Below are 26,128 nucleotides of genomic sequence, written 5' to 3' on the forward strand. Positions count from 1 at the left end.
TGCTGAGCCAAAACTTTGCACAGCCCTATATCGCCTTAAAGTCAGTGATCCGAGTTATAGACACAACGTTAAAAATAAAGCGCTATCAAGTGCCCGTATTTTGAACAGTCGAGTCCGAAGGAGCCGAGTAGGTGAAAGGTTCCGCAGGCGGCTCAGGCCACTCGACCGAGAGCGGAAAACCAGATTGCGACTCGATCTGAGCAAGGCGGACTCGGTAGGTTCTCCACGCCTTGAACTCTGCCTTCAGTGCTGGAATTCTGTCAGTTTGCTCACTGGTCTCCCCTTCCAACTCCGCTGTATCCTCGATGATTTCCAAAGACGTTTGCAGCGAATTGATTTTCGCCGTTGCCAGCGACGATGCTGCGTCACGCTTAAGCATGACTGATGCAAGCACCTCTACTTCTACCGGCTCTGCAATATCGCCAAACTCCCCAGCGTATGCTCTCTCATAGATATCACGCCCATGAGCAGCGCTGTCGTTTGGAGAAGATGAAAACGGGATCTCGCCCAATGTCTCCTGTGTTTCAACAAAAACCACATCCAATGTGATCATCGTGTGTTCAGTATTCCAACGCGGATTACGCGCACTCTTCAAAGTGGCCATCAAGAAACCCTCAGGCAAATAGTAACGGAATTGGTTGCGTCCAGATTTCTATCCTGGACATATCCCATAAGACGCCATGTGCCAATGGGTGCACCCGCCGCATGGGAAGAGGCAGCAGAAAACAGGCACGATGCACCGGCTATAAGTTCTCCAGCATTAACAGCGACATTTGTTGCTCCTCCGCCTAGCAAGAGAAGCGCATAGGTGCCGACCGCACCCGCACCTTGTGAACCAATAAACGACATGGTGTTTTTTTCATTCATGATCCAGCCGAAGTCAGTCGCGTCTACCGTGATTCGGGGATTAGTACCGTCATAGCCGATTTTTATGAGGTTACTACCCTGACCGGCACCTGTGCCCTGCTGTACGGGAGCAAAGCCTAGCCTGGGTTGCAGGTAGTAAACGGTGTTGTCGCTGGACCGCCGCATATAAGGCATATCCGGATTGTTGGCGGCAATCCCGACAGTACTTATCCAGTCAGCAAGCGGACGCTGAGAATCACGAAGATCTATCTCGGCCTTTGTATAGCCATCAGTGATTCCATAGCCCGATAATGTAGAAGCCTTATCAGCCTTGTCAGAGGGTTTAAAATTAGACGACGTCCATAGGGTGCCCAGATCAGTTTCATCAACGGTTGCTTTCAGACCCGATGAAGACCAACCAATTTTTACAGGATTGCCCAGCTGCCCTATACCAGTACCTTGCTGAACCGGGGTATAGCCCAACTTGGTTTGCAGGTAATACACCACGCCATCCGACTCACGACGCATATACGGTGCATCGGGCTGGTTGGACGCCAGGCCAACCGCCGTAATAGAGTCCCTGGTGGGGTAACGGGCATCTCGTAGATCAACCTCTGCCTTAGTATAAGCATCGGCAATTCTGTACGCAGCGAGCGTAGTACCCCAGTTGGCTTTAGTGGTCGGATCGAAGTTAATGGAATACCAAAGGTTGCCAAGGTCAGTATTATCGACCATCGCCTTGAGGCCGTTATTCGACCAGCCGATCTTCACCTTGTTGTCTAGTTGACCGGTACCTCCTCCTTGTTGTACCGGAGTGAATCCCAGGCTCGGTTGCAGGGCAACCAAAGCACCATCTGACTCACGGCGCATGTAAGGCGCATCAGGCTTATTGTTGGCCAGCCCCACATAGGTAATGGAATCACGTAGCGGCCGCTGAAGATCGCGCAGATCGGCCTCGGCCTTGGTGTACGCATCCGAAATACCATTGCCGCTGAGGGTTGTCGGATTGCTCCCCTCTTCCACCTGCCCATATTTATTGACCTTGACCCGCGTGTAATCACCCGCGGCCACACCACTGCGTCCCAGCAGACGCTCGAACGCAAGGTCAGTTGTACCCAGCACCGGCACTGTCGTATTGACCAGTTGCCATACGGTGCCCGCGTTCTTCGTGCCGGCCTGCACCGGCACCATATGACCCGGCGTGCATTCGGTGCTTTCGTTCGCATCCTGCGCACGAGCCCAGGCGCCTGCCGCGGCCACATAAATCCAGTTCTGCGACGCAGTGTCCTGATTCTTGACCAGCACCCGATCACCGGCCACCAGTGTGACGTCATCGATGGTCTGCAAACCGCTCAGCCCAATGGAAACTGTCGTGGCGCAACGCACCGATTTTTTGTAATCGGATGCTGCCAGGCCAAGAATGGCTCGATGTAACTGGGTGACATCCTCCTCGTTAGGTACGAGACCAGCCCCCAGGATCACGTTCAAGATCTCCTGCGTCACCGAGTTGCCCCACTGCGCCGGGATCAGCGAACCAGGGGTGCCGGTCGCCGGGTTTTCATCTACAAACTTGCCGCTTGCCAAGCCTACGCCCGGCACACTCTTGGGATAATCCACATTGTGTTCCTCAGTTGAAGTTTACGAATTCGACGCTGTGCGCCGGTGCTGCTCGACGGATCAAACATTCGATGGCGAGCCCGGGATTCACCCCGAACCGCTCTCCCCAGTAACTCGCCCCGAAGCGCCGCCCCAGGCGCTGACGCCCGCCGGTGTTCAGGGTCCACATGAATTGCGCGCTCCAGGTGCCGAAGTGCGCCCGGCCAAAACGCGAACGCCCCATACGGGGCGCTCGGTGTTCGGTCACGGTGGCATCGGGATAGCCCTGGCTGATGGCAATGTCGATGTAGAACGCTGCGTTCTGCCCTCCTGTCGCCACGAGCCGCTGGCGCACCGACAGGCGCCGGTCTGCGAACAAGGGGTTGAGCCCCAGGCACGGATCAGGCAGGTTCATCACCCGCTCCCAGTCCGGGACCAGCTCGCTGACGGTGGCGGGGTCCATCTCGTTGAGTAGGTCGAACGCGCGGCCATCGATGCGTGCGAACTCGCGGGACAGGCCGGTAATCACCTGCTGCAATTCCGGCACCCGCTCCGGATCCCACGCGGGACCGGGTGGCAACAGCGCCTGCAGTTGTCCGGCGTAATGTTCGGCAGTTCTTATGACGACCATTGAATACCCCCGAACGTGAGCAACTGGTTGGCCGCAGCAGTAACGTTGGCCACGGGTGAAACCAGCACATGATCGGTTTCGCCTGTCGCGCGGCTGATGGCCTCGGCGATGTGCGTGAGCAACAGGGTTTCGCCCAGTCCGCCCTCACGGTTGTGCAGGTCCAGCAGTTGCGCTTCGACCGCCGCCCGCACGGCGGAGGTGTCCGGTGTGAGCCGGATGGTGTAGACCACCGGTTTCTGCACCGGCGCCAGCACATACACGTCTGCGGTGACCGGACGCAGCGGCTCGATATACGCAGCGACCGCAGCCAGCTGCTCGGCGTCAGGAATGGGATCGGCCTGGTCGTCACGCATGAAGAACACCGCCACCGTCCCCGGCCCCATGAACCGGCGCACACACCAGGCGCGCGTCACGCCCGGCACTTCCAGCGCCCAGGTCACGTAATCATCCTGATTGCCGCCATGCGGGATGACCCGGTAGGAGCGCACGACACGCGCACGCAACGACTCGATACTTTCCTGCGAGATGCCGCCGGAAAGTCCGTCGGCAATGACGGTGAAAGTGCTGTCGATGCCTTCGACCGGTTGCACGGCAGTCATGACCAGACCGGCATCCGCATTACCCAGAACACCGGCATCGACCGCTTCGACCGTGGTGGTGTTATTGCCCGCAACCGTGGTGACGCCTTTAGTGACGCGGTAGAAGCGTCCATCACTGAACTGCAGCACAGTGTCCGCATCCAGCACCGCGCCGGCTGCAGCGGTAAAGCGCACCGTGCCGGTAGCCGCCTGTGCCACCTTACGCGGCTGCCTCAGGCGCAGGATGGCCTGCCGCTCGAGAGTTTCCTCGTCGGCGGTGTCCGGCAGAATCTGGTCGGCGATCCAGTCCTGATAGCCGTACAGACCGTAGGCCGCGCCGCTGTGCGCACGGGACAATACCCGCGCATCGGACTGACGCAGCGCTTCGTCGGCGAGGTCGACCTGGGTTCGGTTGATCAGCGCCGGTAACGTAGGTGTTTCAAACGGCATAAATCACCTGCCACTGTTCAGAAGGGTTGAAACGCACGAGCTGACCGTCCGAGACGACCAGCTCGACGCCCAGGTTCAGGCGGTTGCTCTGAACCTGTTCGGTAAGGATGTTGATGTGCTTGACCTGGCCATCTTCGATCAGCCAGTCGAGCGCTTCGCGGGCATAGAACTCGGCGTCGCGCTGGGTCTGGGCAGTCAGCCTGACCCGGCGCAGCAGCCACAGCCTGGAACCAATGCGGTCATTGGCCTGTGCCGGGTAGGTGTCGCCCCACCAGCCATAGCGCTCGGCATCGTCGAACGGGTCGTCCGCTTCGGCACGCCGCCAGGTGAACAGGCTGATGACCACCGAGCGCAGCAAGGACGCTTGCAGAGAGCCTTCGATAATCATCCAGCACCTCCAACGGGCGGCCCGCTCTGGCCATTACCGCCCTGCACGTTGCCGTGCAGATGGCTGATCTGGCTGATGCCAGCGGCAAGCTGGTCGCCCTGGGAGACGATCTTTCCGGTCTGGGTGATCTGCGGTGTGTCGAAGTTCACGGCCACCGTCGCCTTGATGTTCAGGGTGTCGGTTTCAATGTCGATGACCTTGCCGCGCTTGAGATGAATCTTGTCGCCCTCGTCGGTATAGATCGCCACTTCGCCCGACTCCAGGCCCTTGAGGCGATAGCGCCGGTCGGCCACCACCAGCAGCAGACCGTGCGACCGGTCGCCACCAATGAAGGCGGCAATGCCCTCGGCGCCGGCCAGCGGGTTGCTGGTGAAGCCATAGGGTTCGAAGTGCTCCATGTCGTCCTTGACCTCTCCGGCGGTGAGGCGCATTTGCAGCGCCTGCATTTTGCTGCTGGCCCTGGCGAGCACCACCGTGCCGCGCACCAGCATGCGATTGAGTAAGCTCATGAGGTTGTTTCCTCGTCGATGGGCAGCAGCCAGGAGTAAGCGTCCTGATTGACCTGCACCTTGCTGCGCTTGTTGGGGTCACCTGGCTCGGCCTGGAAACCTTCAGGCGGACCGACCACCAGTGTGGTGATCGTGCCTTGGTCGCTCAGCGAGTAGGTCACGGCTGAAATCAGCATGTTGCGGCTTGTGAAACCGATGACCGGATCAATCACCCGGACCATGGTGTTGTGCCGCCAGAGCGCCCCGTTGGACTGCCGCCAGCCCTGGACCTTGTAGGTGGTGAGCAGCGCCTTGCCGGCCCGCTGACCACGCTCCCAATTGGCGCGACTCAGGGCAAGTTTCGGTGTGATCGGCGCATCCTCATGAACGACCAGTACGCGAAGACGCTTTTTATGCGCAGGGTCGTCATGCCGGTTATCCGTGACTTCTGCCGAGACTTCCGACGACTCCTTCCCGAACGTCTGGTCATTACCGGTCTGTTGACCAATGACCCGGTACTCGGAAAAAAGCCCGGAAAAGTCCCGCGCGATGACGGCGCTCAACACATTCTTGCCGAGTTCGAGCGCGTCTGCGCTCTGCCCGCGACTACCCGGCCTGGCCAGCACCACATTGCCGTATTCGTCATCGGTGGAAAAAATCCGGAACAGGGTCAGCAGCCGGTCAATGGACTTGAACACGGTTTCGGCAGGCTCGATGGTGTGATCGGCCATCTTCGAGGTCTCCGGTATTTCGCTGATCACCGACAAACCATAAGGAGCAGCCAGCGCTTCAACAATCTTCAACACCCCCACCTCCTTCCACTGGCTCGGCCTGTTGATGGCCGAGCAGTCGATGAGGTCGGCGGTTTTCGAGCGTCCGGAAATCTTTAGCGTGATTTGCTTGCCGTCATAGCTGATCGGCGCGGCAAACACCCAGCCGGTCAGAATCAACTCGCCGCCGATACGTACTTCGCACGCTGCGCCGGGCGTGATCGGATGCGAGATTTCAGTGCCCGGCCACTGCCAGGTAATGCTCACGTCAAAGCTGCGCGCCTGACGCTCGATCCCCGCAGAGATTTCCACCAACTTCCAGCCGGCGTAGTCGTGCTCGTCAACCGTCAGGGTGACAACGTTAGGGTCGATCATGGGTCACTCCTGTGCGATCTTCAGCGTGCCTGGCGGTACGAAACCCGGGTGGGCCAGCCGATTGCGCTGCACCATTTCCTGCGCCCGGCTGGCGTCACCGAATCGGCGATAGGCCAGCACCAGCGCGGGCAAAGGCTCGGAGACCTTCATGTCCACCAGACGTACACCGGAGGCCGCCACCGCGTTGAGGTGCCTGATCAACGCCTGACGCAACGTGTTGAGCGCCAGGTAATGTTCGGGATCGGCTTTCAACGACGCTTCCCAGATCGCCGAACTCAGCGTGTCACGCAGTTCGATGACGTCATCGGCAACCGGCACATCGACGCGCTGCAGCGCTTGCGTCACTTGCTGATCCAGCGACGGCACCACGGTGAGCGGCGTGACGGTCGTCGCAACCGGCATGCTCGCGACGATTTTCGCCACCTTGACCAACAAGGCATCCTGAACCAGATTGGCCGCGGCCTGAGCCGTCACGCCGGTATCCAGCCCGCTGCCCTGGCTAACCAGATTGATACCGGACACCGCTTCCGCCTGTTGCGTGGCCTCGGAAATCACGGAGCGATAATCGACCGTTTCAACAGAGGACACGCCGCCATTGCTGCCGGACCTTGCTGCCGCGCTGCTCGCAGCGGTGCCGTTACTGCCACTCGCGGATCCGCTGCCTGAGCCGCCCCCTGTCGAGCTGCCGGAACCTGACCCGGCACTTGTCCCGGCACTCGCCCCGCCAATACTGCTGGTGCCGTTCGCTCTTCTGGCTCGACGACTGTCCCCGTCGAAACTGGCGAAGAACGTGGTAAACAGCGTGCTGACCGTCAACGGCGCATTGACCAGCGAATGCACCAGCGCAGTGACATCCGAATAGATCGTCATGAACGGTGTGAACTGCCGCTGAATGGTCGCGAATACGCCCGACAAGGCACTGCGCAGCGCCTGAATGTTGATACGTACCGCGTCCACTGTGGCCATCACCGAGCGGTAGCGCCTGAGCGCCGAATCCAGCAGGGTCTCGGACGCGCCCAGCAATTGCCGTCGCGTATTGAGCGTCGACACGGGAAACTTGAGCGGGTTGGCCGGATAGAATTTCAGGTCCAGTCGGACGAGTCCGCCTTCGTTCAGGTTGTGTGTGACGCCGCACTCGCCAACCTGGACCTGCACACGACCCAGCCACGGATGCACCAGCTCGCCGGCACCTTCCTGCTCCAGTGCCTGTAGCAGTCTGTCTCGCTGTTCGAAACAGTCGGGACCGACAATGAACCCCGTCAGCGTATGCACTTTCGACTGTTTGCCCAGCGACTCGAAATAAGGCTCGTCGCGTTGTGGAAACTCATGCAACTGCCCCTTGCGACCTGCCGGAACGACGGCTTTTTCAATGAAAAAACCGACGCCACGGAAAGACGCCGGCAGCAGGCTGTCACGCCATGTACTCATGATCCGGCTCCTGCGCCGAGGGTTCGATAACCGACGTTTGGCGATATCGTCAAACCCGGCTGGTTGGTTTGCACTTGTCCGGCGCGCATGCCCGGTGGCGCGTTTTCAAAGCGAATGTTGAGCTCGCCTTCAAGTCGCGGGCCGGCCCCGGCTGCGCCCTGTTGCAACAACAGGCTGCCGGGCGCCAGCGGGGTGGGTACGCCGAGCAATTGGCTGGTCGACGGCACGCCAGTGGCCTGATTGAGCAACTGCTGATTCATGCGAACGTTCTCGACGGCACCGGCCGCCAGAAACGCACCGGTCCCGCCGCCCGGCCCTGCGTTGCGTATCCGCTGTTCTTCCGCGAACCGATTGGTCGTCTCGGTCGCCCTCTGCAGGACGGTCTTATCAGTGTCGCCACCAAACCAGCTCATGATCGGTTCGATGAATGGCTTGATGCCCGCCCACAGACCTGCGAACCAGGTTTTGATCGGCTGCCAGTTCTCGATGACCATGCCCAGCGGCGAAAAACTGAACAGCGTTGCCAGCACATCGGTAAACGGTTGCGCCTCGGCCTTGATGGTTTCCCACAGGCCGGCCAGGTACTCGGACAGCGGCTGCCAGTTGGCCACGACCATGCCCAATGGCGACCACGCAAACAGCGTCTGCAGAAAATCAAAAAACGGCGTGGCCAGCGCCTTGATCACGTCCCACAGCGCAGCAAAGAATTCGGTCAGTGGCTGCCAGTTGGCTGCGATCATGCCCAGCGGCGTCCAGGCGAAGACCGCCTTGAGTACGTCCCACAGCGCCATCACCGGTCCGCGAATCGCCTCCCAGACCGCTTGGAAATAAGGTGCGACGGTCGACCAGTTGGCGATCAGAAAACCTGCCGCCAGCGCGAGGCCGCGCACGATCAGGCCCAACGGTGACATGCCCATGACCGCAGCCAGCAGCCTGGCGGCACTCGTCGCAGCGAGAACGGCGACTTGCAGCACGCCGAAAGCAATCGCGGCGCCCACGACGCCCTTGATCACCTCTGGATGTTCGGCCGCCAGCGCGGCGACCTGAGAAATCATCGGCCCGATCACGGCCATTGCTTCGTTCATCGCCGGCAGGAACATACTGCCGATATTGATGCCCAGACGATCGACACGGTTGGTCATCTCTTTGATGGCAGTGGCCGTGGTCTGGGAGTTGTCTGCGAACTCCTTCTCGATGGAGCCGCTGTTTTGCACGCCCTCCCCGACCTTGGCCAGGTTGGACCTGAGCACATCGAGGTGGGCCAGCAGCGGCGTGATCGCGCCCAGCGATTCGGCACCGAACAGCTGCGTGATGACGTCCGACTGTTTGCCGGGATCAACACTGGAAACCGCCGTCAGAACCTTTTCAATGGTCCCGGACGGGTCACTCTGCATGCCCTGGGTCAGCTGGTTGACGTCGAGCTGCAACGCTTCGAACGCCCCGGCTTTCGCCGCGCCACCTTCGGTCAACGACTGCATGAATCGCTTCATACCGCTGGCGGCCACATCGGCCGGCACATCGACGCTGGCAAGCGTGGCGCCCATTGCCGCCAGTTGCCCGGAAGCCATCCCCGCAACCGGCCCAAGCGGGCCCATTGCAGTCACCATGGTGGCGATTTTTTTTTCCAGGTTGTTGCCGCCGAGCACGTTGATCTTCTCGGACAGCGCCGCGACCTGCGGTTGAGTCATCTGGAACGATGAGCGCCACGAGGCCATCATGTCGCCCGACTCGGCCGCCGTCTGATCGAATGCGACACCCATTTTCACGGCATCGCTGGCAAACCCGGTCAGTTCTTCACGCGGCACATTGGCCTTGGCACCGGCAGCAACAATCGCCGCGATGCCATTGGCGCTTTCCGGCAGCCGTTCACTGAGGTCCAGAATATCGGACCCCATCTGCTGGAACTGCTGCGGTGTTTCAAAGCTTACCGAGCGTTTCACGCCGGCCATGCTGGTCTCGAAACCGATCGCTGCCTTTACCCCGGCAATCAAAGGCCCCGCCAAAGCGTTTTCCGTGACTGCCTTGCCAAGTTCTATGGCCCCCAGACTGGTCTCGAGGCCTTTGACATTGTTGCGGATAGTTGCCAGCGTTGGAGACAGCTGGTCGACGCCGGTAATCAGCGTCTTGATAGTGTCTGCCATCACTCCCCCTGCAGGATCTGGTTGATGCGTTGCGTCTGCAAGATCGACTCGGTGATGACGTCCAGCTCCCTGGACATCATCATTTCGGGATCGGTCTTCCAGAAATACGCGAGGTCGTAAACGACGGCGATCAGTCCTTCGAGGTTGCTGATGCCGCTGCCATGAAAAAACTCGCAACCTTCCAGCTCAACGTATTGATGTCGCACAGGTCCATCTGATTGACCGACGAGGGCGGGATGCCGGCGCAGACGGCGATGTACTTCGCCGCCACGTCCAGATCCAGGGAAACTTCCTCGTTCTTGTCGATCCTGTACGGCAGAGCCTTGATAGCCCGCGCTTCCTGCGCCGTAGGGCGCCGGAAGGTCAGTTGCGAAAGGGTTTCGCCGTGCGCTTCGATCGGGCTGGCCAGGTCGATGACTTCACTCATTGCCAGCTCCCCTGATTGCCGTCGAATTGCAGTTCGATGGTGCCGTCGTCAGCCTTGCTGCTCGGCGTTTCCACCAGGTAGGCGCCGGACAGGACGTAGGTCTTGCCGTTCTTGAACTCACAGGTGATGGTCATATCCACACCGGTAGTGAGCAGCTTGAGCGGCAGATCCGCGGTATGCACGGCGGTGAATTTCAACCAGGCGGCCTTTTCGGTTTCCTTGTAGTAACCAGGCACGACGGTCTCGCGCTTGATGTTCATCAGAGGCGCTTCGCCGCCGCCGCTGATGGTCAATTGGGTGCCATCCACTTTGATGTAGCAGGTACCCGCAACTTTCTGACCCATGTTGTTTATCTCCAGAATGAAAAAACCCGCACGAGGCGGGCTTGAAAGGGTTGGTTAGGCTTATGCCGCTTCGTCGTACTGCAAGCGGAACTGGTTGAGCAGCGCGAACACGCGCAAGCCGTTGATGTAGTCAGGCGGGAACATCACGTTCACGCGGCTTGGGTCATTGCCGTCACGCTCGACGATCAGGTGCTGGGCGAACGTTTCGGCGTTCTCCACATGACCCTCTTCTTCAAGACGTGCGTATTGCGCAATCAACTCGCCACGGATGGTGCTCGGCGTGATGATCGGCTGGCCGGCACCGAAGCGCGTGCCATCGTTGGCCAGCTTGTGGCGGCCGTACTTGCTGGTGATGATGCCTTGCAGACGACGGATGATGAACGCCGACTGGTGCATGGTTTCGCTGTCCAGGTACGAGTTGTCCGCCTGGCCGTAAGCGTTCTTCTGGTAGGTGGTGATCGAACGCTGAATGCGCACGTAACCGCCTTCGTAGTACGCCGTGGCGATGCCGTAACGCAGCAGCGACTCACGCTCGGTCAGGGTGAAACGCTGACTGGCCGGAGCCGGATCGATACCAGGCATGGTGCCGCTCTGGGTCGGACGGCTGGCGTCGGCAGAAATGAACACCGCCGTGCGCGCAGCCAGGGCAGCGGCTTGCAGCCAGACCGGTTGCGGCACACCATTTTCGACACCCTGCAGGGTGATGTGCTGGTCGTTGCGCAGTTGACCTGCGGCCACCAACGTACCGACCGTGCCGCGCTTGGCGCTGTAAACGTGGCCGTACAACTGACGCGCCCAGCTCCAGCGACCGGTGCTGTCGTCCATTGCCGCTTTCCAGGCATCCAGCGTAGCAGTGTCGGTCCAGGGCATGCAGATGAACTCGAACGGCTCATCGCCCAGCGCAGCCAGTGCCTTGAGCTGATCAGGCGTACCTACGCCACCAGTCATGGCGGTGACTGCCGCCGTCAGGCCGGCAGGAACGACTTCGCCATTGGTCTTGCCCTGGCGATTGAATTCCAGCTGGATGTCATTGCCGCTTGCCCCGCTCCATTTGCAGGAAAGGGTCAGCACACCCGCTTCGACAGCCGCGGTGATCGGCAGATCAGGTGTGGCGTTGATTTTCACCGACAGTGCCGTGGCCGCTTGGGCAGCGGTTGCGCCGTTAACGACAGTGGCCTGCACTCGCATGCCGCCGACATACAGGTTCAGCAGACCGGCTTCGGTCGCCGCCCCGCTGAGGGTGACTTTCGCACCGGCCTTGGCGCCTTCGGTATTGAGCAGCGGCAGGCACCAGACTTCGCCGGTGGGGTCCGCCTTGCGCCAGGTTTCATACATCGAGGCCAGCATGGAGCCCTGACCGCCGATGTTTTTCGCCAGCGCCACGCTTGGCACCAGCACCAGAGAACCCAGCTCAGGGCCGGACACATCGTCGTTGACCTGCGCAACGATCAGTCGACGCATGCTGGCCGACGCGCTGTTGGCGGCCGAGTTGTCCATCTCCGCATAAAACAGCGGAACGCGAACATCGGATGGAATGTTGTTAAAGCTGATAGCCATTGTTTGGCTTCCTCTTGGTTAAGCCGTGAAGGCTTGATGGGTGGTGGTGGATTGCTCGGTTTTAAGGGTGATGTCGCCGTCGTTCTGACGACGCTGCCACCAGGCGTTGAAGGTCACCTGCCGGCCTTCGACGGGCAGCAAATCGCCCGCCTCCGGATCCGGCACAGTGCGGCCCTCGGCCGGTACTACAGTGATGCGTTGAGTCATGGGGTTACCTCTGCTGTGAACTTCGCTTCGATACGGCCATCAGGGCCGGGGGATTTCAGGTTCGGATCTGCGGGGTCAACGCAGTCCATCTCAATGGTGGCGCCGGTAAACCCGGGCAAACCATCCAGATACGCTTCGTGCCAGGTCTCGGCAGGCTGATCGGAGGTATTGCGGCCCAGTTGAAACTGCGCTGCAAAGCCGAAGCGATACGTCACCCGGTCGCCGCTGATCTGCACCAGCGCGCCACCGGTGTACTGCATCGCGTCGTAATCGTGATCCGGGTTCCAGCCCACCAGCGCACGCCACAGTTCGGCGCGCAGGGCATGCAGTTGCTCACTGGCTTCCTGCCCGCGCTTGTCACCGCCATCGAGCACCACCACGACATCGATCGTGTCGGTGATGTTCTGGCGAATGACGTTCTGCAAATCGTTGGCGGTGGACTGATCGCCAGTGGCAATCACGTACGCTGACGGGTGGGCGAGCTGATCACCGAGGGCGACCGCCGCCCAGTCGATACCGGCACTGATTCGCCCGGCAAAGCTCGGGCAGGTCGCCTGCAAGTGGGCAACTATCGGGGTTATCTTCATGAGGGGTTCCGCGTGTGTTGAAGGTTGATTGCGGCGTGGGAAACGCCTACTGGTTCGCCTTGCCCAACGCCTCATCAGCCTTGTCTGCAGCACGGCTGGCCGTGTGAGCGGCCTGATTGGCAATTGATGCAGCACTCTCGACCTTGTCTGCCGCCTGGGTGGTGGTTTCGGCCAGCCTGTCCAGGCGCCGGTCGCGCTTGCCCAGTGCTGCGTCGTAGGCATTGCGAACCTCGGCCAGCTGCTGCGTATGCTCGGCATTCGCCGACCACTGCCCGGCCTGAAAACCGAGCATCAGGCACCCAGCGATCAGCAGCACGGAAATCAGCCAGACCTCCAGGCGCCGCCACCAATGGCGAGCGATGAAATCAATTGCGCATCTGTGCATCGTTTGCACCTCCGAGTTGGGATCGCAGCCGGGCTATTTCGGCGCTTTGCGTGGTGACCTTGTCGGTGAGTTGAACGATGTGGCTGGTGAGGGCTTCGATCTTGCCCTCCATCCGCCCAACCGCTGCGGCGAGCTCGTTGCGCTCCTTGGCGAACTGATCAGCCCGCGCTTCAGCTTCCTTGCGCGCCTGGCGCTCGGAGTCGAGCAGTTCATTGAGGCGGCGCACCGTACCGATGTCCGCGTTGTCCATCGCCCGGTCTGTTGCATCTCTGGAAAGAAACTTGCGCAGCCATAGAAAGCCGCCAAGCAGTATTGTGCCCGTGCCGCCCAGCCAGGTAGCTGTGCCTGGGCCTAGGTCGGTTGGGTCCATTGGTGCTCCGTAATAGGGTGGTGGACTCTCAAGGCCCTCGAAAATCGAAAGCCTGAATAAACTGGAAAGAGCCCCTTGATGCGGGGCTCCGTTGTTGGGTCAGAACGGAATGACTCGCACCGTCATGCTTGTGCATAACCCCATAGGGCAATGCGCTCGGCAAAGTACGGTGTGACCAGTGCGACGGTCTCCGCCTGATTGCTGGCCTCCAGGCTCATCTTTTCGCCATCGGTGCCTGGCCCTGTGACCCACAGTGTCACTGGCACTTTTTCCGCCTTCGCTTTATCGAGCAGGTTTTTCAGCGCGGTGCGACCGGCAGCCGTTGGCGGAATCCCTGTTTCGCCGATAAATGCGGCCATCTTGTTGGTCTTGGCATAGGTCAGAAACGGACCCACGATTTCATCGCGCAGAACGGTCGGCGAGATCAGGTCGTTGTTATTGGCGTAGGCACCGCTGGAGCTTTTATCGTAATCGCCGTAAGCATGGGCTTCCCAGACAATTGCATTGGCCGGGTCGACGATCTTCGACTGAAGGTTGGCAGAGACGGTGGCCCAGTTTCTGGCGCTTGCAAACTCAAGCCCACAAATGAACACCGGCTTTTTCGAGCTGTTGCGCAACGCCTGCAGCACGGTATTCATCGTGCTGATGTACAGCGCCTCAAGAGCAGGGAACGTAATGTAGTCCTTGGCACCCACCGTAGTATTCGAATACGGCTCGTTACCCAACCCCCAGCCCAGCACCATCGGATCGTCGCATTCGGTGACCAGCTTCTGGTGAAAGTTGGCCAGGTGAACGGCGCTCCAGAAAGTGCCACTGACACCGTTCCCATCCTTGATCAATACCGACTCGGTTGCCTTCCAGCCGTTCTGATTACCGGCCTCCGCGGCAGGAAGAATGCGCCCGGTCAGGTTCCCGTTTGCATCGGTTTCGTAGCGATGCAAACGCATGTAGTGGTGCGGATCAGGAATGATTCTGGCCTCGCCATTGGAGTCTTCACGAATCCAGCCAAGCATTTCTTTCCAGCGCTTCACGAAGTCGGTATTCAGGTTCGCCCCTTGGCCTGGCAAGCCGTCCAGAGTCGACAGCTGAATAGCGCGCTGAAGTTCGAACGGGAAACGGATCAGACGCACGCCCCGATTCTTGACCCAGGTAGTGATGGTTCCACGATTGGGCCACTGATAATGAGTCCCTGCCTCGCCCGGCACGATCTGCCCGGCGTTTGCCACTGAACCCAGGTTGATACCTACCAGCGGAATATTCTTGAGCTGGCTGACAGCAGAACTGCTATTGGACATGATTAATACCTCTGGTTAGCACCGCGAGGCAGCAACGACGCTGCTGTACCTCTGTCGCTCAACGGCGATAACTCGAGGCTCGTGGCCTTCACATGATTCAACGTTCCGCAGCGGGAACATTTGATCTGGAGCTCTGTGTACTCACCCATGCGGGCCAGCAGCTTTTTGCACTGCCCGCATCGATAGTCCTTCAACATGTGCACTGGCCTCCGTGTGCCTGGCCCAATAAAAAACCCCGCCGAGGCGGGGTTTGAGATGGGTCGCGAGTGACCGGTTGTGGCTGTTGATCAGCCTGTTTCCGGCTGCTGCCCTGAGGCGCAAATCGCATATCGTGGGACCTTTTTACCCCCCTCCGGAAAGCCTGGGAAGGGGCAGTTTCGGGGTGGGTCGAGTTTGACCGGAGTTCAACACGAGTTCGGCCACAGCTGTGCAATCGACCCGGATAAACGGCGTGAAACCGTGTCTTCATTTACCCTTGCGCAGCCTTGTCGGCGACGGCGTTGTTGCTTCTGGAAGCGCTGCGCTCAGCGAGAATCGCCAGCACTTGCTGGTGAAGCTTGTCGATCCAGTTGCGATAGGTGCGGTCTGCGCCTTCATTGATGCCCACCAGACGCATCTGCTCGCGCACCGGCAACGACTCGACATAACGCAATGTAGCCAGTTGCGCCAGTTCAGGCCCGCGGCTCTTTGCAGGGCTGCGCGAAAGCTGCGCCACAGCCGCCTCGACTTCGCTGCTTATATAGTCCAGGCCGCTGCCATTACCCACCAGTGCGCGCGAGCCGGGTGTGCGGCGCGGAATGTACGCGCCCCACTCCATGATCCCGGCCATCGGGCTGCTCAGTCCGCCGCCCAGGCCAATGCGCATGCGCTGTTCTCCCCAATGCTGCATCACGGCTTCTATTTTCTCGATCATCGTGTCTCTCCTGTATGACCTTTCTGAAACGCTGCGCAGCGCCTTTCGCTGCGCAGAACCAAGGCCTTACAATACATTTTGTATTTTTATGACACAACGAAGCATTACATTATGTATATTGCTCAACACCCTACAGCCTGTATGATTCGACGCATGAACAGAAAATGGTATGAAGTCGCAAGACAGGTCATGGAAACCCAGCAGATCAGCCAGGAAGAGATGGCTGAACGGATGGGCGTGACGCCCGGTGCGGTAGGGCATTGGCTGAATGGCAAGCGTGAGCCGAAGATCGAGGTTATCAATCGGTTCCTGACCGAGCTCGGCCTGCCGATTCTCACCACCTCCATTCCGGCCAGCGAGCCCGGCATGCACAACGTGGAGCCCACGGTGCAGCCCTCGCGTTTCTATCGCTATCCGGTCATCAGCTGGGTAGAGGCCGGTGGCTGGAGTGAAGCCGTCGAGCCCTACCCTGCCGGCTATTCGGACACCTTCGAGATCAGCGACTATAAAGCCAAGGGCAGAGCCTTCTGGCTGGTGGTCCGTGGCGATTCGATGACCGCACCCGCAGGCCAGAGCATTCCTGAAGGCATGTTGATTCTGGTCGACACCGGAATCGAGCCCACTGCTGGCAAGCTGGTCATCGCCAAACTGCCGGAAAGTAACGAGGCCACGTTCAAAAAACTGGTCGAAGACGCCGGACGCTACTTTCTCAAGCCGCTGAACCCCGCCTACCCGACCCTTGCGGTGACCGAGGAGTGCAAACTGATCGGTGTCATCAGGCAGATGACGATGCGTCTCTGACCCCCGGCATGCCACGTCCAAGCCCCGATAACCGGGGCTTTTTCATGCGCCACCGTTTCGTCCCGGGCAGGTGTCCGTGTAGGAAACATTTGTAGCTTGCGTGAGAAACACCCCTCAATTACTGTATGCACATACAGTAAAAAGGAGTTCACTCATGCTCAAGCAGTTCCCCGACACCTCGCAACATGACGCTTACCTGGCCTTGGCACAGCGCATTCAGGACGCTATCACCAGTGACAAGGCGCAGATCGAGCATCAGGTCCTGCTGATCAGGGAGCCTGGCGAATCGGTGGCTCACTGGGAGCGCATCATGGATCAGATCAGCGAGGCCGAAGGTATCAGCGTGACCCGCAACCCTGAAAACGGCACTGCTCGCGTGTCCTGGTACATCGATTCCCTGTGAGACGAACAATACAAATCGTATTTAAAATACAAACTGTATTGTCACGACGCACTACATATCGTATTGTTTGTCTGCACCCCATCTCGGGAGTACTCACATGCAAACCACAGGGAGTCATGGAATGAACGAAATACTGGATCAACTTCGCAAAGAATTCGCCACGCCGTGCCCTTCACTGAGCGCCGTCCGAGAGCGTTATTTTTCGCACCTGTCGAACGACAGGAATCTGCTGCGCAAGATCAACGCAGGACGCATCGACTTGAAGGTCAGCCGCACAGGCGGCAGTCGTCAGGGTCACCCCTTCGTGTACCTGCATGACCTGGCCAACTACCTGAGCGCCATCGTGACCAACAGGGCAGCCTGAGGTCAAAAAAGCACCGCCGCAGCGCGATAATGTTCATCGAACTTTGCAGCCATGAAAAATCTTGCTACGTTTCCGGTACAAAACAAAAACAATCGGGATCCGTTCATGACCAAGACATCGAGGCGCTGGCCCTTCGCGGCCTGCCTGTTATCGCTTGCCTGCGGCACCGCTGCTGCCGCGCCCTATTCGACCATGGTGGTGTTCGGTGACAGTCTCGCCGATGCCGGGCAGTTTCCGGACACCGCCGGGCCCAGAGGCTCCACGCTCAGGTTCACCAATCGTGTCGGCCCCACCTATCAGGACGGCAGCGGTGAAGTGTTCAACCTGAACTCGTCGACGCTGATCGGCAGGATGCTCGGTGTGCCGTCAGGAGATCTGGCGGCGTCGACGTCACCGGTCAATGCTGCGCTGGGAGTGCCCGATGGCAATAACTGGGCGGTCGGCGGCTATCGGACCGATCAGATTCTCGACTCGATCAACTCGCAATCCACCGTCGTCGACCCGAACACCGGCACGCTGCTGCGCAGCCGGACAGGTTATCTGCCCGCCAACGGTTTTCGCGCTGACCCCAACGCTCTTTACTACCTGACCGGAGGCGGCAACGACTTTCTGCAAGGTCGCGTGTTGAGTGCCAGCAGCGCCGCGCAAGCTGCCAATCAGCTGGCGGACAGCGCGCAAGCCCTGCAACAGGCCGGTGCGCGCTACATCATGGTCTGGTTGCTGCCGGACATCGGTAAAACGCCAGCCTTGAGCGGTTCGCCACTGGCTTCGGCCACCTCGGCACTCAGCGCGGGTTTCAATCAGCAACTGGTCAGCCGACTGGCGCAGATCAATGCGCAGATCATTCCGCTGAACGTTCCGTTGCTGATCAATGAGATCCTCGCTGAACCGGCACGCTTCGGGTTCGATCCCAACGAGAATCTGGTCAGCACCTGTTTCAGCGGCAATAGCTGCCGGGAAAGCACCACCAACGGCAGGTCCAGTGCGACGCCGAATCCGAACCGGCTGTTCTTCAACGATCGCGTGCACCCGACCGAGGCCGGACAGAGGTTGCTGGCCGACTACGCCTACTCGCTGCTTTCGGCCCCTTGGGAAGTCTCCCTGCTGCCGGAAATGGCCAATGGCACGCTGCGTATGCATCAGGACGAAATTCGCGCCCAGTGGCTCAGCGACTGGGGCAACTGGCAAGGTGTCGGGCAGTGGCAGAGCATGCTTTCGGCAGGCGGTCAGAAAATGGACTTCGACGCGCAGGACAGCTCGGCTGATGCTGACGGAAGAGGCTATAACCTGACCATAGGCGGCAGCTACCGGTTTGCCGAAAACTGGCGCACAGGGGTTGTCGCCGGCGCGTATCGCCAGAATCTTGAGGCCGGCCCAAGAGACTCGGACTACAAACTCAACAGCTACATCGCCACTGCGTTCCTGCAGTATCAGGCCAACCACTGGTGGGGTGATCTGGCAGTGTCGGGCGGCAAACTGGACTACGAAAATGCCGAGCGCAAGTTCGCGCTGGGCGTCAGCGAAGGTCAGGAAAAAGGCGATACCGACGGTGAAATGTGGGCTGCCAGCGGGCGAGTGGGCTTCGACATCGCGGGCCCGACCAGTCGCTGGCATCTGTCGCCTTTCGTCAGCGCCGATTACGCGCACATCGATGTCGATGGCTACTCGGAAAAAGGCGACCGCTCGACCGCGCTGACCTTCAGTGACCAGACGCGCAAATCGCGGCGTGCAGGCGTGGGTGTACAGGGCAAATTCCAGGTGACACCGAGCACACAGGTATGGGGAGAAATTGCCCATGAACGGGAGTTCGAGACCGATCAGCAGGACGTAACCATGGCGCTCAACAGTGTCCAGTCAGTGGGTTTCACGCTGGAAGGCTACACGCCGCAACGCGACCTGAACCGGGCAACGCTGGGCGTCAGCCAGAAGCTGACTCAGGACCTGACACTGCGCGGCAATTACAACTGGCGCAAGAACGATGACGTGACCCAGCAAGGGGTGAATGTCGCGTTGAGTCTGAGTTTTTAGACTGCCGCAGGAGGGAGCGTGAGGGACGATGATCTGACTATCGTGCCAATGCTCCGTGTGGGCATGCCGTTCTGGACGTTCCGCGTCCTATCCTGAGAGCTGCGGCGCGACGCAGATCTGTGACGCGGAGCGTCACCCACGGCATTCCCACGCTGGAGCGTGAGGAACGATAATCTCAACTATCGTGCGTGGCGCTTTTTCAGGGTTTCACTATCGTGCCCATGCTCCGCGTGGGCATGCCTTTCTGGACGCTCCGCGTCCTATCCTGAGAACTGCGGCGCGGCGCAAATCTGTGACGCGGAGCGTCACCCACGGCATTCCCACGCTGGAGCGTGAGGAACGATAGCTCTCTAACTACCGTTCATTACCAGAGCAGCAAGCCTGCTCAACCCTCGGCAGTTTGCGAGGCCAGGGCCACGGCGCGGAACATGGCGCGGCGTTTGTTCAGGGTTTCTTCCCATTCCAGCACTGGCACGGAGTCGGCGACAATGCCGCCGCCGGCCTGTACATGCAGCTCACCGTTCTTGATTACCGCAGTCCGAATCGCAATCGCCGTGTCCATGTTGCCGTTCCAGGCCAGATAACCGACTGCCCCGCCATAGACGCCGCGCTTGACCGGCTCCAGCTCATCGATGATTTCCATGGCGCGGATCTTCGGTGCTCCGGACAGGGTGCCGGCCGGCAGAATCGCGCGCAGAGCGTCCATCGCGCTCAGCCCGCTTTTCAACTGGCCTGTAACGTTGGACACAATGTGCATCACGTTCGAATAACGCTCGATGACCATTTTCTCGGTCAGTTTGACCGTGCCAATCTCGGACACCCGACCGGTATCGTTGCGGCCAAGATCGATGAGCATCAGGTGTTCGGCGATTTCCTTGTGATCGGAAAGCAGGTCTTCTTCCAGCGCGCGATCCGCCTCTTCGGTGGCGCCACGAGGGCGAGTACCGGCAATCGGACGCACGGTGATCAGGTTGTCCTCGACCCGCACCAGCACTTCCGGCGAACTACCGACGACATGGAAGTCGCCGAAGTTGAAGAAATACATGTAAGGCGTCGGGTTGAAGCAGCGCAGCGCCCGATACAGATCGATGGGCGCGGCGCTGAAATCGATGGACATGCGCTGTGACGGGACAACCTGCATCACGTCGCCAGCGAGGATGTACTGCTTGATCGTGTCGACCGCCGCCTCGTAATCATCCTGAGTAAAGCTGGAGCGAAACACCGGGTCGGCAGCCGGAGGCCGGTCCAGGTCAAGACCGCGGCGCGGCGTGATCGGCTGGCGCAGCTTGTGCATCAGTTCATCGAGCTGCGCCACACCACTTGCGTAGGCGTCCTGCTGCGCTGGATCAATCAGCACGATGGCGTGCATCTTGCCCGCCAGGTTGTCGAACACCACGACCGCGTCAGACACCATCAACAGGATATCCGGCACGCCCAGCGGGTCAGGATTCGGGCAGTTGGCCAGACGCTTCTCGACATAGCGCACACAGTCGTAGCCAAAGTAGCCCACCAGCCCGCCGTTGAAGCGTGGCAGCCCGGCAATCGTCGGCACGTTATAGCGCGCCTTGAAGGTCTCGACGAAGTCCAGGGGGTCTTCGACATCCAGGCTTTCGATCTCGACGCCATCATGGGTCACGCTGACGTGATGACCATGCACGCGCATCACCGTGCGGCATGGCAGGCCGATGATCGAATAACGCCCCCACTTCTCGCCGCCCTGAACCGACTCCAGCAGGTAGGAGTTGGGCTGGTCGGCAAGCTTGAGGTAGATCGACAGCGGTGTGTCGAAGTCGGCCAGGGTTTCGCGGGCAAGCGGGATGCGGTTGTAGCCTTCAGCGGCCAAACGCAGGAATTCTTCACGGTTCATGAGCAACCTCGTGGTTTGAGGACAAAACGGTCAGGTAGGCAAACGTGCCGGCAGGCCGGCCAGAATCAGGTCAGGCGCGCCAACGCCAGCGGGCCAGGGCCTTGATGACTTTCATCCAGAGTTTGCGAGTGACCACCACGATGGATTCTCTTGAGGAGGGACGTTTGATGTCGGGCAACAGTATCTCAGCGTCCATGTCCAGGCAACCGGGAATCAGCCTGCGCAGATCATCGATGACCATCGCCGGGTTTTCCTCGGCAATCGGCCGCCCATGGTTATAGCCATAGCTCAGCGCGACGCAGGCCACACCGGCAGCCTTGGCCGCCTGCACATCACTGCGCGAGTCGCCAACGAACAGTGATTGCGAGGCCGGTACGCCGGCCATTTTCATCACGAAAAACAGTGCAGCAGGATCGGGCTTTTTCTGGGGCATGGTGTCACCGCCGATGATCCAGCGAAAGAAACGCCCCAGTTTCATCTCGTCCAGCAGCGGCGCGACGAAGCGCTCCGGCTTGTTGGTGATGAGGGCCATTTCGACACCCATTTTCTGCAGCCACTTGAGGGTTTCGCGCACGCCGGGATAGACCACGGTGAACTCATGCTTCTGCGCATAAGCGCGCATGAAGATCTCCAGGCCCTGCTCGGCCAGCGCGTCATCGACCCCGCTGTGGTCGAGGTTGTTGGCCAGCGCGCGGCGTACCAGCATCGGCGCACCGTTGCCCACCCAGGACCGCACCGATTCCAGCCCGGCGATCGGACGCCCCAGCTCGGCGAGCATGGTGTCCACCGCCACGGCCAGATCGGGAACCGAGTCCACCAGGGTGCCGTCCAGGTCGAACATGATCAGCTTGGGAAGTTTGCCTGCAAACAGCTGCTCGAAGCCGCTCATGCGCGGGATGACGCCAGTTCTGTGCGCATCTTTTCGATCACTTCGCGGTAGTCCGGAGCATTGAAAATGGCTGAACCGGCGACGAAGGTATCAGCACCTGCCGCTGCAATTTCGCGGATATTGTTGACGTTCACGCCGCCGTCGATTTCCAGGCGGATGTCGCGTCCGGAAGCATCGATCAAGGCGCGTGCTTCACGCAGCTTGTTGAGCGTGCCGGGAATGAACTTCTGCCCGCCAAAACCGGGGTTGACGCTCATGAGCAGGATCATGTCGACCTTGTCCATGACGTATTCGAGCAGGTTCAACGGCGTGGCCGGATTGAACACCAGGCCCGCCTTGCAGCCACCCTCGCGGATCAACTGCAGCGAACGATCAATATGCTGGGTCGCTTCCGGGTGAAAGGTAATGTAGGTGGCACCGGCCTCAATGAAGTCGCCGATGATGCGATCCACCGGGCTGACCATCAGGTGCACGTCAATCGGTGCGGTGACGCCATATTTGCGCAACGCGCTGCACACCATCGGACCAATGGTCAGGTTCGGGACATAGTGATTGTCCATGACATCGAAGTGGACAAAGTCGGCGCCGCTGGACAGCACGTTGTCGACTTCCTCACCCAGACGGGCGAAGTCAGCGGAAAGAATCGATGGGGCAATAACGAAGGGCTGCATGACGCACCTGTTTGAGCAGAATCACGGTGCGCGGATTGTACGCCAAGCTTCGCCCGGAGCGGTAAGCCTCAAGCTGCACGCCAATGGATTCGCCCTGGCTGGCCGCTTGAGACTTGTCGCGCTCGGTTACTGAGCCGTTCTGAGTTTTTCGCTGCGCCCGCGTAACCACTCAAGCACCAGCAGCAAGACCACCGAAAAACCGATCAGCAAGGTCGCAGCGGCGGCGATGGTCGGGCTGAGGTTTTCGCGTATGCCGCTGAACATCTGCCGAGGCAGGGTCGCCTGTTCCGGTCCGGCGAGGAACAACGTGACCACCACTTCGTCGAACGAGGTCGCGAAGGCGAACAGCGCGCCGGAAATCACCCCTGGCGCAATCAGTGGCAGGGTCACGCGCCGGAAGGCGGTCAGTGGCGAGGCACCAAGGCTGGCAGCCGCACGCACCAGATTGTGATTGAAACCCTGCAAGGTCGCCGACACGGTGATGATCACGAATGGCACACCCAGCACCGCATGGACCAGAATCAGCGAGGTGTAGCTGTTGCCCAGGCCCAGCGGCGCGAAGAACAGGTAACTGGCGACGCCGACAATCACCACCGGCACCACCATCGGCGAAATCACCAAGGCCATGACCAGCGCCTTGCCAGGGAAGTTGCCGCGGGTCAGGCCGATCGCTGCCAGCGTGCCGAAGCCCATCGCCAGCAGGGTCGCGGCCGGGGCGACGATCATGCTGTTCTTCAGCGCGCGCATCCACTCGGCGGAGTTGAAGAAGTCCTGATACCACTGCAACGAGAAGCCTTGCAGCGGGTAGACCAGAAAGCTGCCGGAGTTGAATGACAGCGGCACGATGACCAATACCGGAAGCACGAGAAACAGCAGCACCAGGGTGCAGATGATGCGCAAGGCGTAGTACCAGAGGCGCTCGATCGGCGATGTGTAAGGGTTCAGCATGGTGACACTCCTCAGCTCAGACGCAGGCGGCTGGCGCCGACCAGCCAGCTATAAATCAGGTACAGCACGATGGTCGCCAACAGCAGCAGCCCGCCGAGCGCGGTGGCCATGCCCCAGTTGATGCTGGTGTTGGTGTAGAAGGCGACGAAGTAGCTGACCATCTGATCGTTCGGGCTGCCCAGCAATGCCGGGGTGATGTAGTAGCCAATCGACAGAATGAACACCAGCAGGCAGCCGGCGCCGATCCCGGCGTAAGTCTGCGGGAAGTACACGCGCCAGAAGCTCGCAAACGGGTGGCAGCCCAGCGAAATCGCAGCGCGCATGTAGGTCGGGGAGATGTTCTTCATCACGCTGTAGATCGGCAGGATCATGAACGGCAGCATGATGTGCACCATCGAGATGTACACGCCGACGCGGTTGAAGACCAGCTCCAGCGGCTTGTCGATGATGCCCATCGCCAGCAGCGCACTGTTGATCAGACCGCTGGACTGCAACAACACGATCCAGGCAGCTACGCGCACCAGAATCGAGGTCCAGAACGGCAGCAGCACCAGAATCATCAGCAGGTTGCTCTGCCGGGCGGGCAGGCTGGCCAGCAGATAGGCCAGCGGATAAGCCAGTACCAGACAGATCGCGGTAATCACCAGGCCCATCCAGAACGTACGGGCGAAGATGTCCAGATAGATCGCCTGGTCCGGGGTCGCCGGGGCGACTTCGCCGAGGTCATCGATACGATGGTCGACGGCCGCCAGCAGGTAATACGGCGTAACACTGCTGGTATTGCGGCGCACCGCCTGCCAGTACGCCGGGTCGCCCCAGCGCTCGTCCAATGCTTCGAGCGCTTCTTTATAAGAGGCAGGCTCGGTCTTGAACGGCAGCGCGCGGGCGGTCTTGCTCAGCAGGCTGCGATAACCGGCCAGTTCCATGTTCAAACGCTTGGACAGATCGCCCAGCGTGGAATTCTTGCGTGTTTCGGCCAGGTCCAGGCTCATTGCCTTGTAGACCAACTCGGGCGGCAGCCCTTTTCCATCCCACTTTTGCACTTCGACCACAGTGGTCGGCAGTGCCGTCACGACTTCCGGGTTGCCAACACTCTTGTAGAGCAGCGCGGCGATGGGCACCAGAAACACCAACAACAGGAAAATCACCAACGGCGCGATCAGTGCCTGAGCCTTCCAGCGGTTGACCCGCTCGGCGCGAGCGAGACGTTGCTTCAAGTTGGGGCTGGCGCCTTCAGTCAGGGGCACGGCGATGGCCATAGCGAACTCCGGGATCTTTCAACGAGGGGGCGCTCCCCGTTTCAGGGAGCGCCCGGTTCTGACTCAACGCAAATGACTTACTTGGCAGCCCAGGCAGTGAAACGCTGCTCGAGGGATTCGCCGTTGTCGGTCCAGAACGCCACGTCCATCTGCACCTGATCCTTGATGTTCTCAGGCGTGGTCGGCATGTTCTGCAGGGTTTCCTTGTCCAGCAGCTTGACCGCCTGGGTGTTGGCCGGGCCGTAGGCAATGTTCTGCGAGTAGGTCTTCTGCTGATCGGGGCTCAGCATGTAGGCGATGAACTTCTTCGCGGCATCGGCGTTTTTCGAACCCTTAGGGATGGCCCAGGCGTCGAAGTCGTACACGCCGCCAGTCCACACGACCTTGAGGTTGCTTTCCTTCTGCACGGCGGCGATCCGGCCGTTGTAGGCCGAGCTCATCACCACATCACCGGAAGCCAGGTACTGCGGCGGCTGTGCGCCAGCTTCCCACCACTGAATGTTTGGCTTGAGCTCATCCAGCTTTTTGAACGCGCGGTCCTGGCCATCTTTGCTGGCCAATACCTTGTAGACGTCTTTCGGCGCAACGCCGTCGGCCATCAGGGCGAATTCCAGGGTGTACTTGGCGCCTTTGCGCAGGCCGCGCTTGCCTGGAAATTTCTTGGTGTCCCAGAAATCGGCCCAGCCGCTGGGTGCAGTGCTGACCTTGTCAGCGTTGTACGCCAGCACGGTGGACCAGACGAAGAAGCCGGCACCACAGGTGGTGATGGCGCCAGGCACGAAGTCAGCAGCATTGCCCAGCTGTTTCGGGTCCAGCTCTTCGAACATGTCTTCGTCGCAACCACGCGCCAGTTCCGGCGATTCGACTTCTACCAGGTCCCAGGAAACGCTCTTAGTGTCGACCATGGTTTTGACCTTGGCCATTTCCCCGTTGTACTCACCGGCGATGATCTTGCCGTTGCCGGCCTTTTCCCAAGGCGCGTAAAACGCTTTTTCCTGAGCGGCCTTGTTGGCACCGCCAAAGGAGATGACGGTCAGGTCGGTGGCAGCCATGGCCTGCGCGGCGCACATCAGGCCCAACGTGATAGCGGTGAACTTCAAAGACTTCAACATAGGTTCTTTT

The 26,128-nt window shown here is 60.0% G+C and carries 29 protein-coding genes; 4 read left to right on the plus strand and 25 right to left on the minus strand.

The window, feature by feature from the left end; all coding sequences use genetic code 11:
• Positions 1–85: 85 nt before the first annotated feature.
• From LCH65_RS21830 to LCH65_RS21920, 19 genes are all read right to left on the minus strand, one after another.
• Positions 86–604: a phage tail assembly chaperone gene (locus tag LCH65_RS21830; RefSeq protein WP_032611728.1), complete on the minus strand. Its 519-nt coding sequence runs from the start codon at positions 602–604 to the stop codon at positions 86–88.
• A complete protein-coding gene (locus tag LCH65_RS21835) occupies positions 604–2,463 on the minus strand; it encodes a phage tail protein (protein WP_096107748.1) in 1,860 nt (619 codons plus the stop codon). Before LCH65_RS21835 ends, LCH65_RS21830 begins: the two co-directional genes overlap by 1 nt.
• Positions 2,464–2,473: 10 nt before the next feature.
• Positions 2,474–3,073: a putative phage tail protein gene (locus LCH65_RS21840; protein ID WP_187810145.1), complete on the minus strand. Its 600-nt coding sequence runs from the start codon at positions 3,071–3,073 to the stop codon at positions 2,474–2,476.
• Positions 3,061–4,101: a baseplate J/gp47 family protein gene (locus tag LCH65_RS21845; protein ID WP_003372716.1), complete on the minus strand. Its 1,041-nt coding sequence runs from the start codon at positions 4,099–4,101 to the stop codon at positions 3,061–3,063. The genes LCH65_RS21840 and LCH65_RS21845 overlap by 13 nt, the downstream gene beginning before the upstream one ends.
• Positions 4,091–4,489: a phage GP46 family protein gene (locus LCH65_RS21850; protein ID WP_003394886.1), complete on the minus strand. Its 399-nt coding sequence runs from the start codon at positions 4,487–4,489 to the stop codon at positions 4,091–4,093. Before LCH65_RS21850 ends, LCH65_RS21845 begins: the two co-directional genes overlap by 11 nt.
• Positions 4,486–4,998, minus strand: coding sequence for a phage baseplate assembly protein V (locus tag LCH65_RS21855; RefSeq protein ID WP_003372720.1), 513 nt, complete (start codon positions 4,996–4,998; stop codon positions 4,486–4,488). The genes LCH65_RS21850 and LCH65_RS21855 overlap by 4 nt, the downstream gene beginning before the upstream one ends.
• On the minus strand, positions 4,995–6,122 hold the full coding sequence (locus tag LCH65_RS21860; RefSeq protein WP_226439789.1) for a phage baseplate assembly protein: 1,128 nt from the start codon (positions 6,120–6,122) through the stop codon (positions 4,995–4,997). Before LCH65_RS21860 ends, LCH65_RS21855 begins: the two co-directional genes overlap by 4 nt.
• Positions 6,123–6,125: 3 nt before the next feature.
• Positions 6,126–7,550: a DNA circularization N-terminal domain-containing protein gene (locus LCH65_RS21865; protein ID WP_226439790.1), complete on the minus strand. Its 1,425-nt coding sequence runs from the start codon at positions 7,548–7,550 to the stop codon at positions 6,126–6,128.
• Entirely contained in the window at positions 7,547–9,691 is a 2,145-nt protein-coding gene (locus tag LCH65_RS21870) for a phage tail tape measure protein (RefSeq protein ID WP_226439791.1), read from the minus strand. The genes LCH65_RS21865 and LCH65_RS21870 overlap by 4 nt, the downstream gene beginning before the upstream one ends.
• A 130-nt stretch (positions 9,692–9,821) precedes the next feature.
• Positions 9,822–10,118: a phage tail assembly protein gene (locus LCH65_RS21875; RefSeq protein WP_003316280.1), complete on the minus strand. Its 297-nt coding sequence runs from the start codon at positions 10,116–10,118 to the stop codon at positions 9,822–9,824.
• Positions 10,115–10,462, minus strand: a complete 348-nt coding sequence (locus tag LCH65_RS21880) for a phage tail tube protein (RefSeq protein ID WP_010438998.1) — start codon at positions 10,460–10,462, stop codon at positions 10,115–10,117. Before LCH65_RS21880 ends, LCH65_RS21875 begins: the two co-directional genes overlap by 4 nt.
• 60 nt (positions 10,463–10,522) lie before the next feature.
• A complete protein-coding gene (locus tag LCH65_RS21885; RefSeq protein WP_122240639.1) occupies positions 10,523–12,019 on the minus strand; it encodes a phage tail sheath subtilisin-like domain-containing protein in 1,497 nt (498 codons plus the stop codon).
• An 18-nt stretch (positions 12,020–12,037) separates the two neighbouring features.
• Positions 12,038–12,226 (minus strand): DUF2635 domain-containing protein, encoded by a 189-nt coding sequence (locus LCH65_RS21890; RefSeq protein WP_003419716.1) that lies wholly within the window; start codon positions 12,224–12,226, stop codon positions 12,038–12,040.
• A complete protein-coding gene (locus tag LCH65_RS21895; protein ID WP_003433201.1) occupies positions 12,223–12,813 on the minus strand; it encodes a hypothetical protein in 591 nt (196 codons plus the stop codon). Before LCH65_RS21895 ends, LCH65_RS21890 begins: the two co-directional genes overlap by 4 nt.
• Before the next feature lie 46 nt (positions 12,814–12,859).
• A complete protein-coding gene (locus LCH65_RS21900; RefSeq protein WP_003372736.1) occupies positions 12,860–13,198 on the minus strand; it encodes a hypothetical protein in 339 nt (112 codons plus the stop codon).
• Complete coding sequence (locus LCH65_RS21905; RefSeq protein ID WP_003411734.1) at positions 13,179–13,568, minus strand: hypothetical protein; 390 nt, start codon at positions 13,566–13,568, stop codon at positions 13,179–13,181. Before LCH65_RS21905 ends, LCH65_RS21900 begins: the two co-directional genes overlap by 20 nt.
• A gap of 122 nt (positions 13,569–13,690) precedes the next feature.
• Positions 13,691–14,863, minus strand: coding sequence for a cellulase family glycosylhydrolase (locus tag LCH65_RS21910; RefSeq protein ID WP_016982694.1), 1,173 nt, complete (start codon positions 14,861–14,863; stop codon positions 13,691–13,693).
• Between the two features lie 2 nt (positions 14,864–14,865).
• On the minus strand, positions 14,866–15,060 hold the full coding sequence (locus LCH65_RS21915) for a Com family DNA-binding transcriptional regulator (protein WP_003372742.1): 195 nt from the start codon (positions 15,058–15,060) through the stop codon (positions 14,866–14,868).
• Between the two features lie 272 nt (positions 15,061–15,332).
• Complete coding sequence (locus tag LCH65_RS21920; protein ID WP_003433209.1) at positions 15,333–15,776, minus strand: hypothetical protein; 444 nt, start codon at positions 15,774–15,776, stop codon at positions 15,333–15,335.
• Positions 15,777–15,965: 189 nt separating this feature from the next.
• Between LCH65_RS21920 and LCH65_RS21925 the strand changes: the two genes are divergently transcribed.
• The 4 genes from LCH65_RS21925 (at position 15,966) to estP (ending at position 19,372) form a co-directional block, all read left to right on the plus strand.
• Positions 15,966–16,577 (plus strand): LexA family transcriptional regulator, encoded by a 612-nt coding sequence (locus tag LCH65_RS21925; RefSeq protein ID WP_003372744.1) that lies wholly within the window; start codon positions 15,966–15,968, stop codon positions 16,575–16,577.
• Between the two features lie 154 nt (positions 16,578–16,731).
• Entirely contained in the window at positions 16,732–16,980 is a 249-nt protein-coding gene (locus LCH65_RS21930; protein WP_002551908.1) for a DUF1654 domain-containing protein, read from the plus strand.
• 121 nt (positions 16,981–17,101) lie between these two features.
• Positions 17,102–17,344 (plus strand): pyocin activator PrtN family protein, encoded by a 243-nt coding sequence (locus LCH65_RS21935; RefSeq protein ID WP_003316268.1) that lies wholly within the window; start codon positions 17,102–17,104, stop codon positions 17,342–17,344.
• Positions 17,345–17,449: 105 nt separating this feature from the next.
• Complete coding sequence (gene estP, locus LCH65_RS21940; RefSeq protein WP_226439792.1) at positions 17,450–19,372, plus strand: esterase EstP; 1,923 nt, start codon at positions 17,450–17,452, stop codon at positions 19,370–19,372.
• Between the two features lie 385 nt (positions 19,373–19,757).
• Here estP and trpE read toward each other — a convergent pair whose 3' ends face one another.
• The 6 genes from trpE to LCH65_RS21970 all read right to left on the minus strand — a co-directional run bounded on the left by trpE (position 19,758) and on the right by LCH65_RS21970 (position 26,118).
• On the minus strand, positions 19,758–21,239 hold the full coding sequence (gene trpE / locus LCH65_RS21945; RefSeq protein WP_003433217.1) for an anthranilate synthase component I: 1,482 nt from the start codon (positions 21,237–21,239) through the stop codon (positions 19,758–19,760).
• A gap of 70 nt (positions 21,240–21,309) precedes the next feature.
• Positions 21,310–22,128 (minus strand): phosphoglycolate phosphatase, encoded by an 819-nt coding sequence (locus LCH65_RS21950; protein ID WP_058416475.1) that lies wholly within the window; start codon positions 22,126–22,128, stop codon positions 21,310–21,312.
• Positions 22,125–22,799: a ribulose-phosphate 3-epimerase gene (gene rpe / locus LCH65_RS21955; protein ID WP_003304938.1), complete on the minus strand. Its 675-nt coding sequence runs from the start codon at positions 22,797–22,799 to the stop codon at positions 22,125–22,127. The genes LCH65_RS21950 and rpe overlap by 4 nt, the downstream gene beginning before the upstream one ends.
• A gap of 126 nt (positions 22,800–22,925) precedes the next feature.
• Positions 22,926–23,747, minus strand: a complete 822-nt coding sequence (locus LCH65_RS21960) for an ABC transporter permease (RefSeq protein WP_003394916.1) — start codon at positions 23,745–23,747, stop codon at positions 22,926–22,928.
• Positions 23,748–23,758: 11 nt separating this feature from the next.
• Positions 23,759–25,006 carry an ABC transporter permease gene (locus LCH65_RS21965; protein ID WP_096105315.1) on the minus strand — a complete coding sequence of 416 codons (1,248 nt, stop codon included), beginning with the start codon at positions 25,004–25,006 and terminating at the stop codon, positions 23,759–23,761.
• A gap of 77 nt (positions 25,007–25,083) precedes the next feature.
• Complete coding sequence (locus LCH65_RS21970) at positions 25,084–26,118, minus strand: ABC transporter substrate-binding protein (RefSeq protein WP_003372761.1); 1,035 nt, start codon at positions 26,116–26,118, stop codon at positions 25,084–25,086.
• Positions 26,119–26,128 lie beyond the last annotated feature (10 nt).

Origin of the sequence: Pseudomonas sp. MWU16-30316 (genome assembly GCF_020515645.1) — a bacterium.
In the GTDB taxonomy this organism is placed as follows: domain Bacteria; phylum Pseudomonadota; class Gammaproteobacteria; order Pseudomonadales; family Pseudomonadaceae; genus Aquipseudomonas; species Aquipseudomonas cerasi.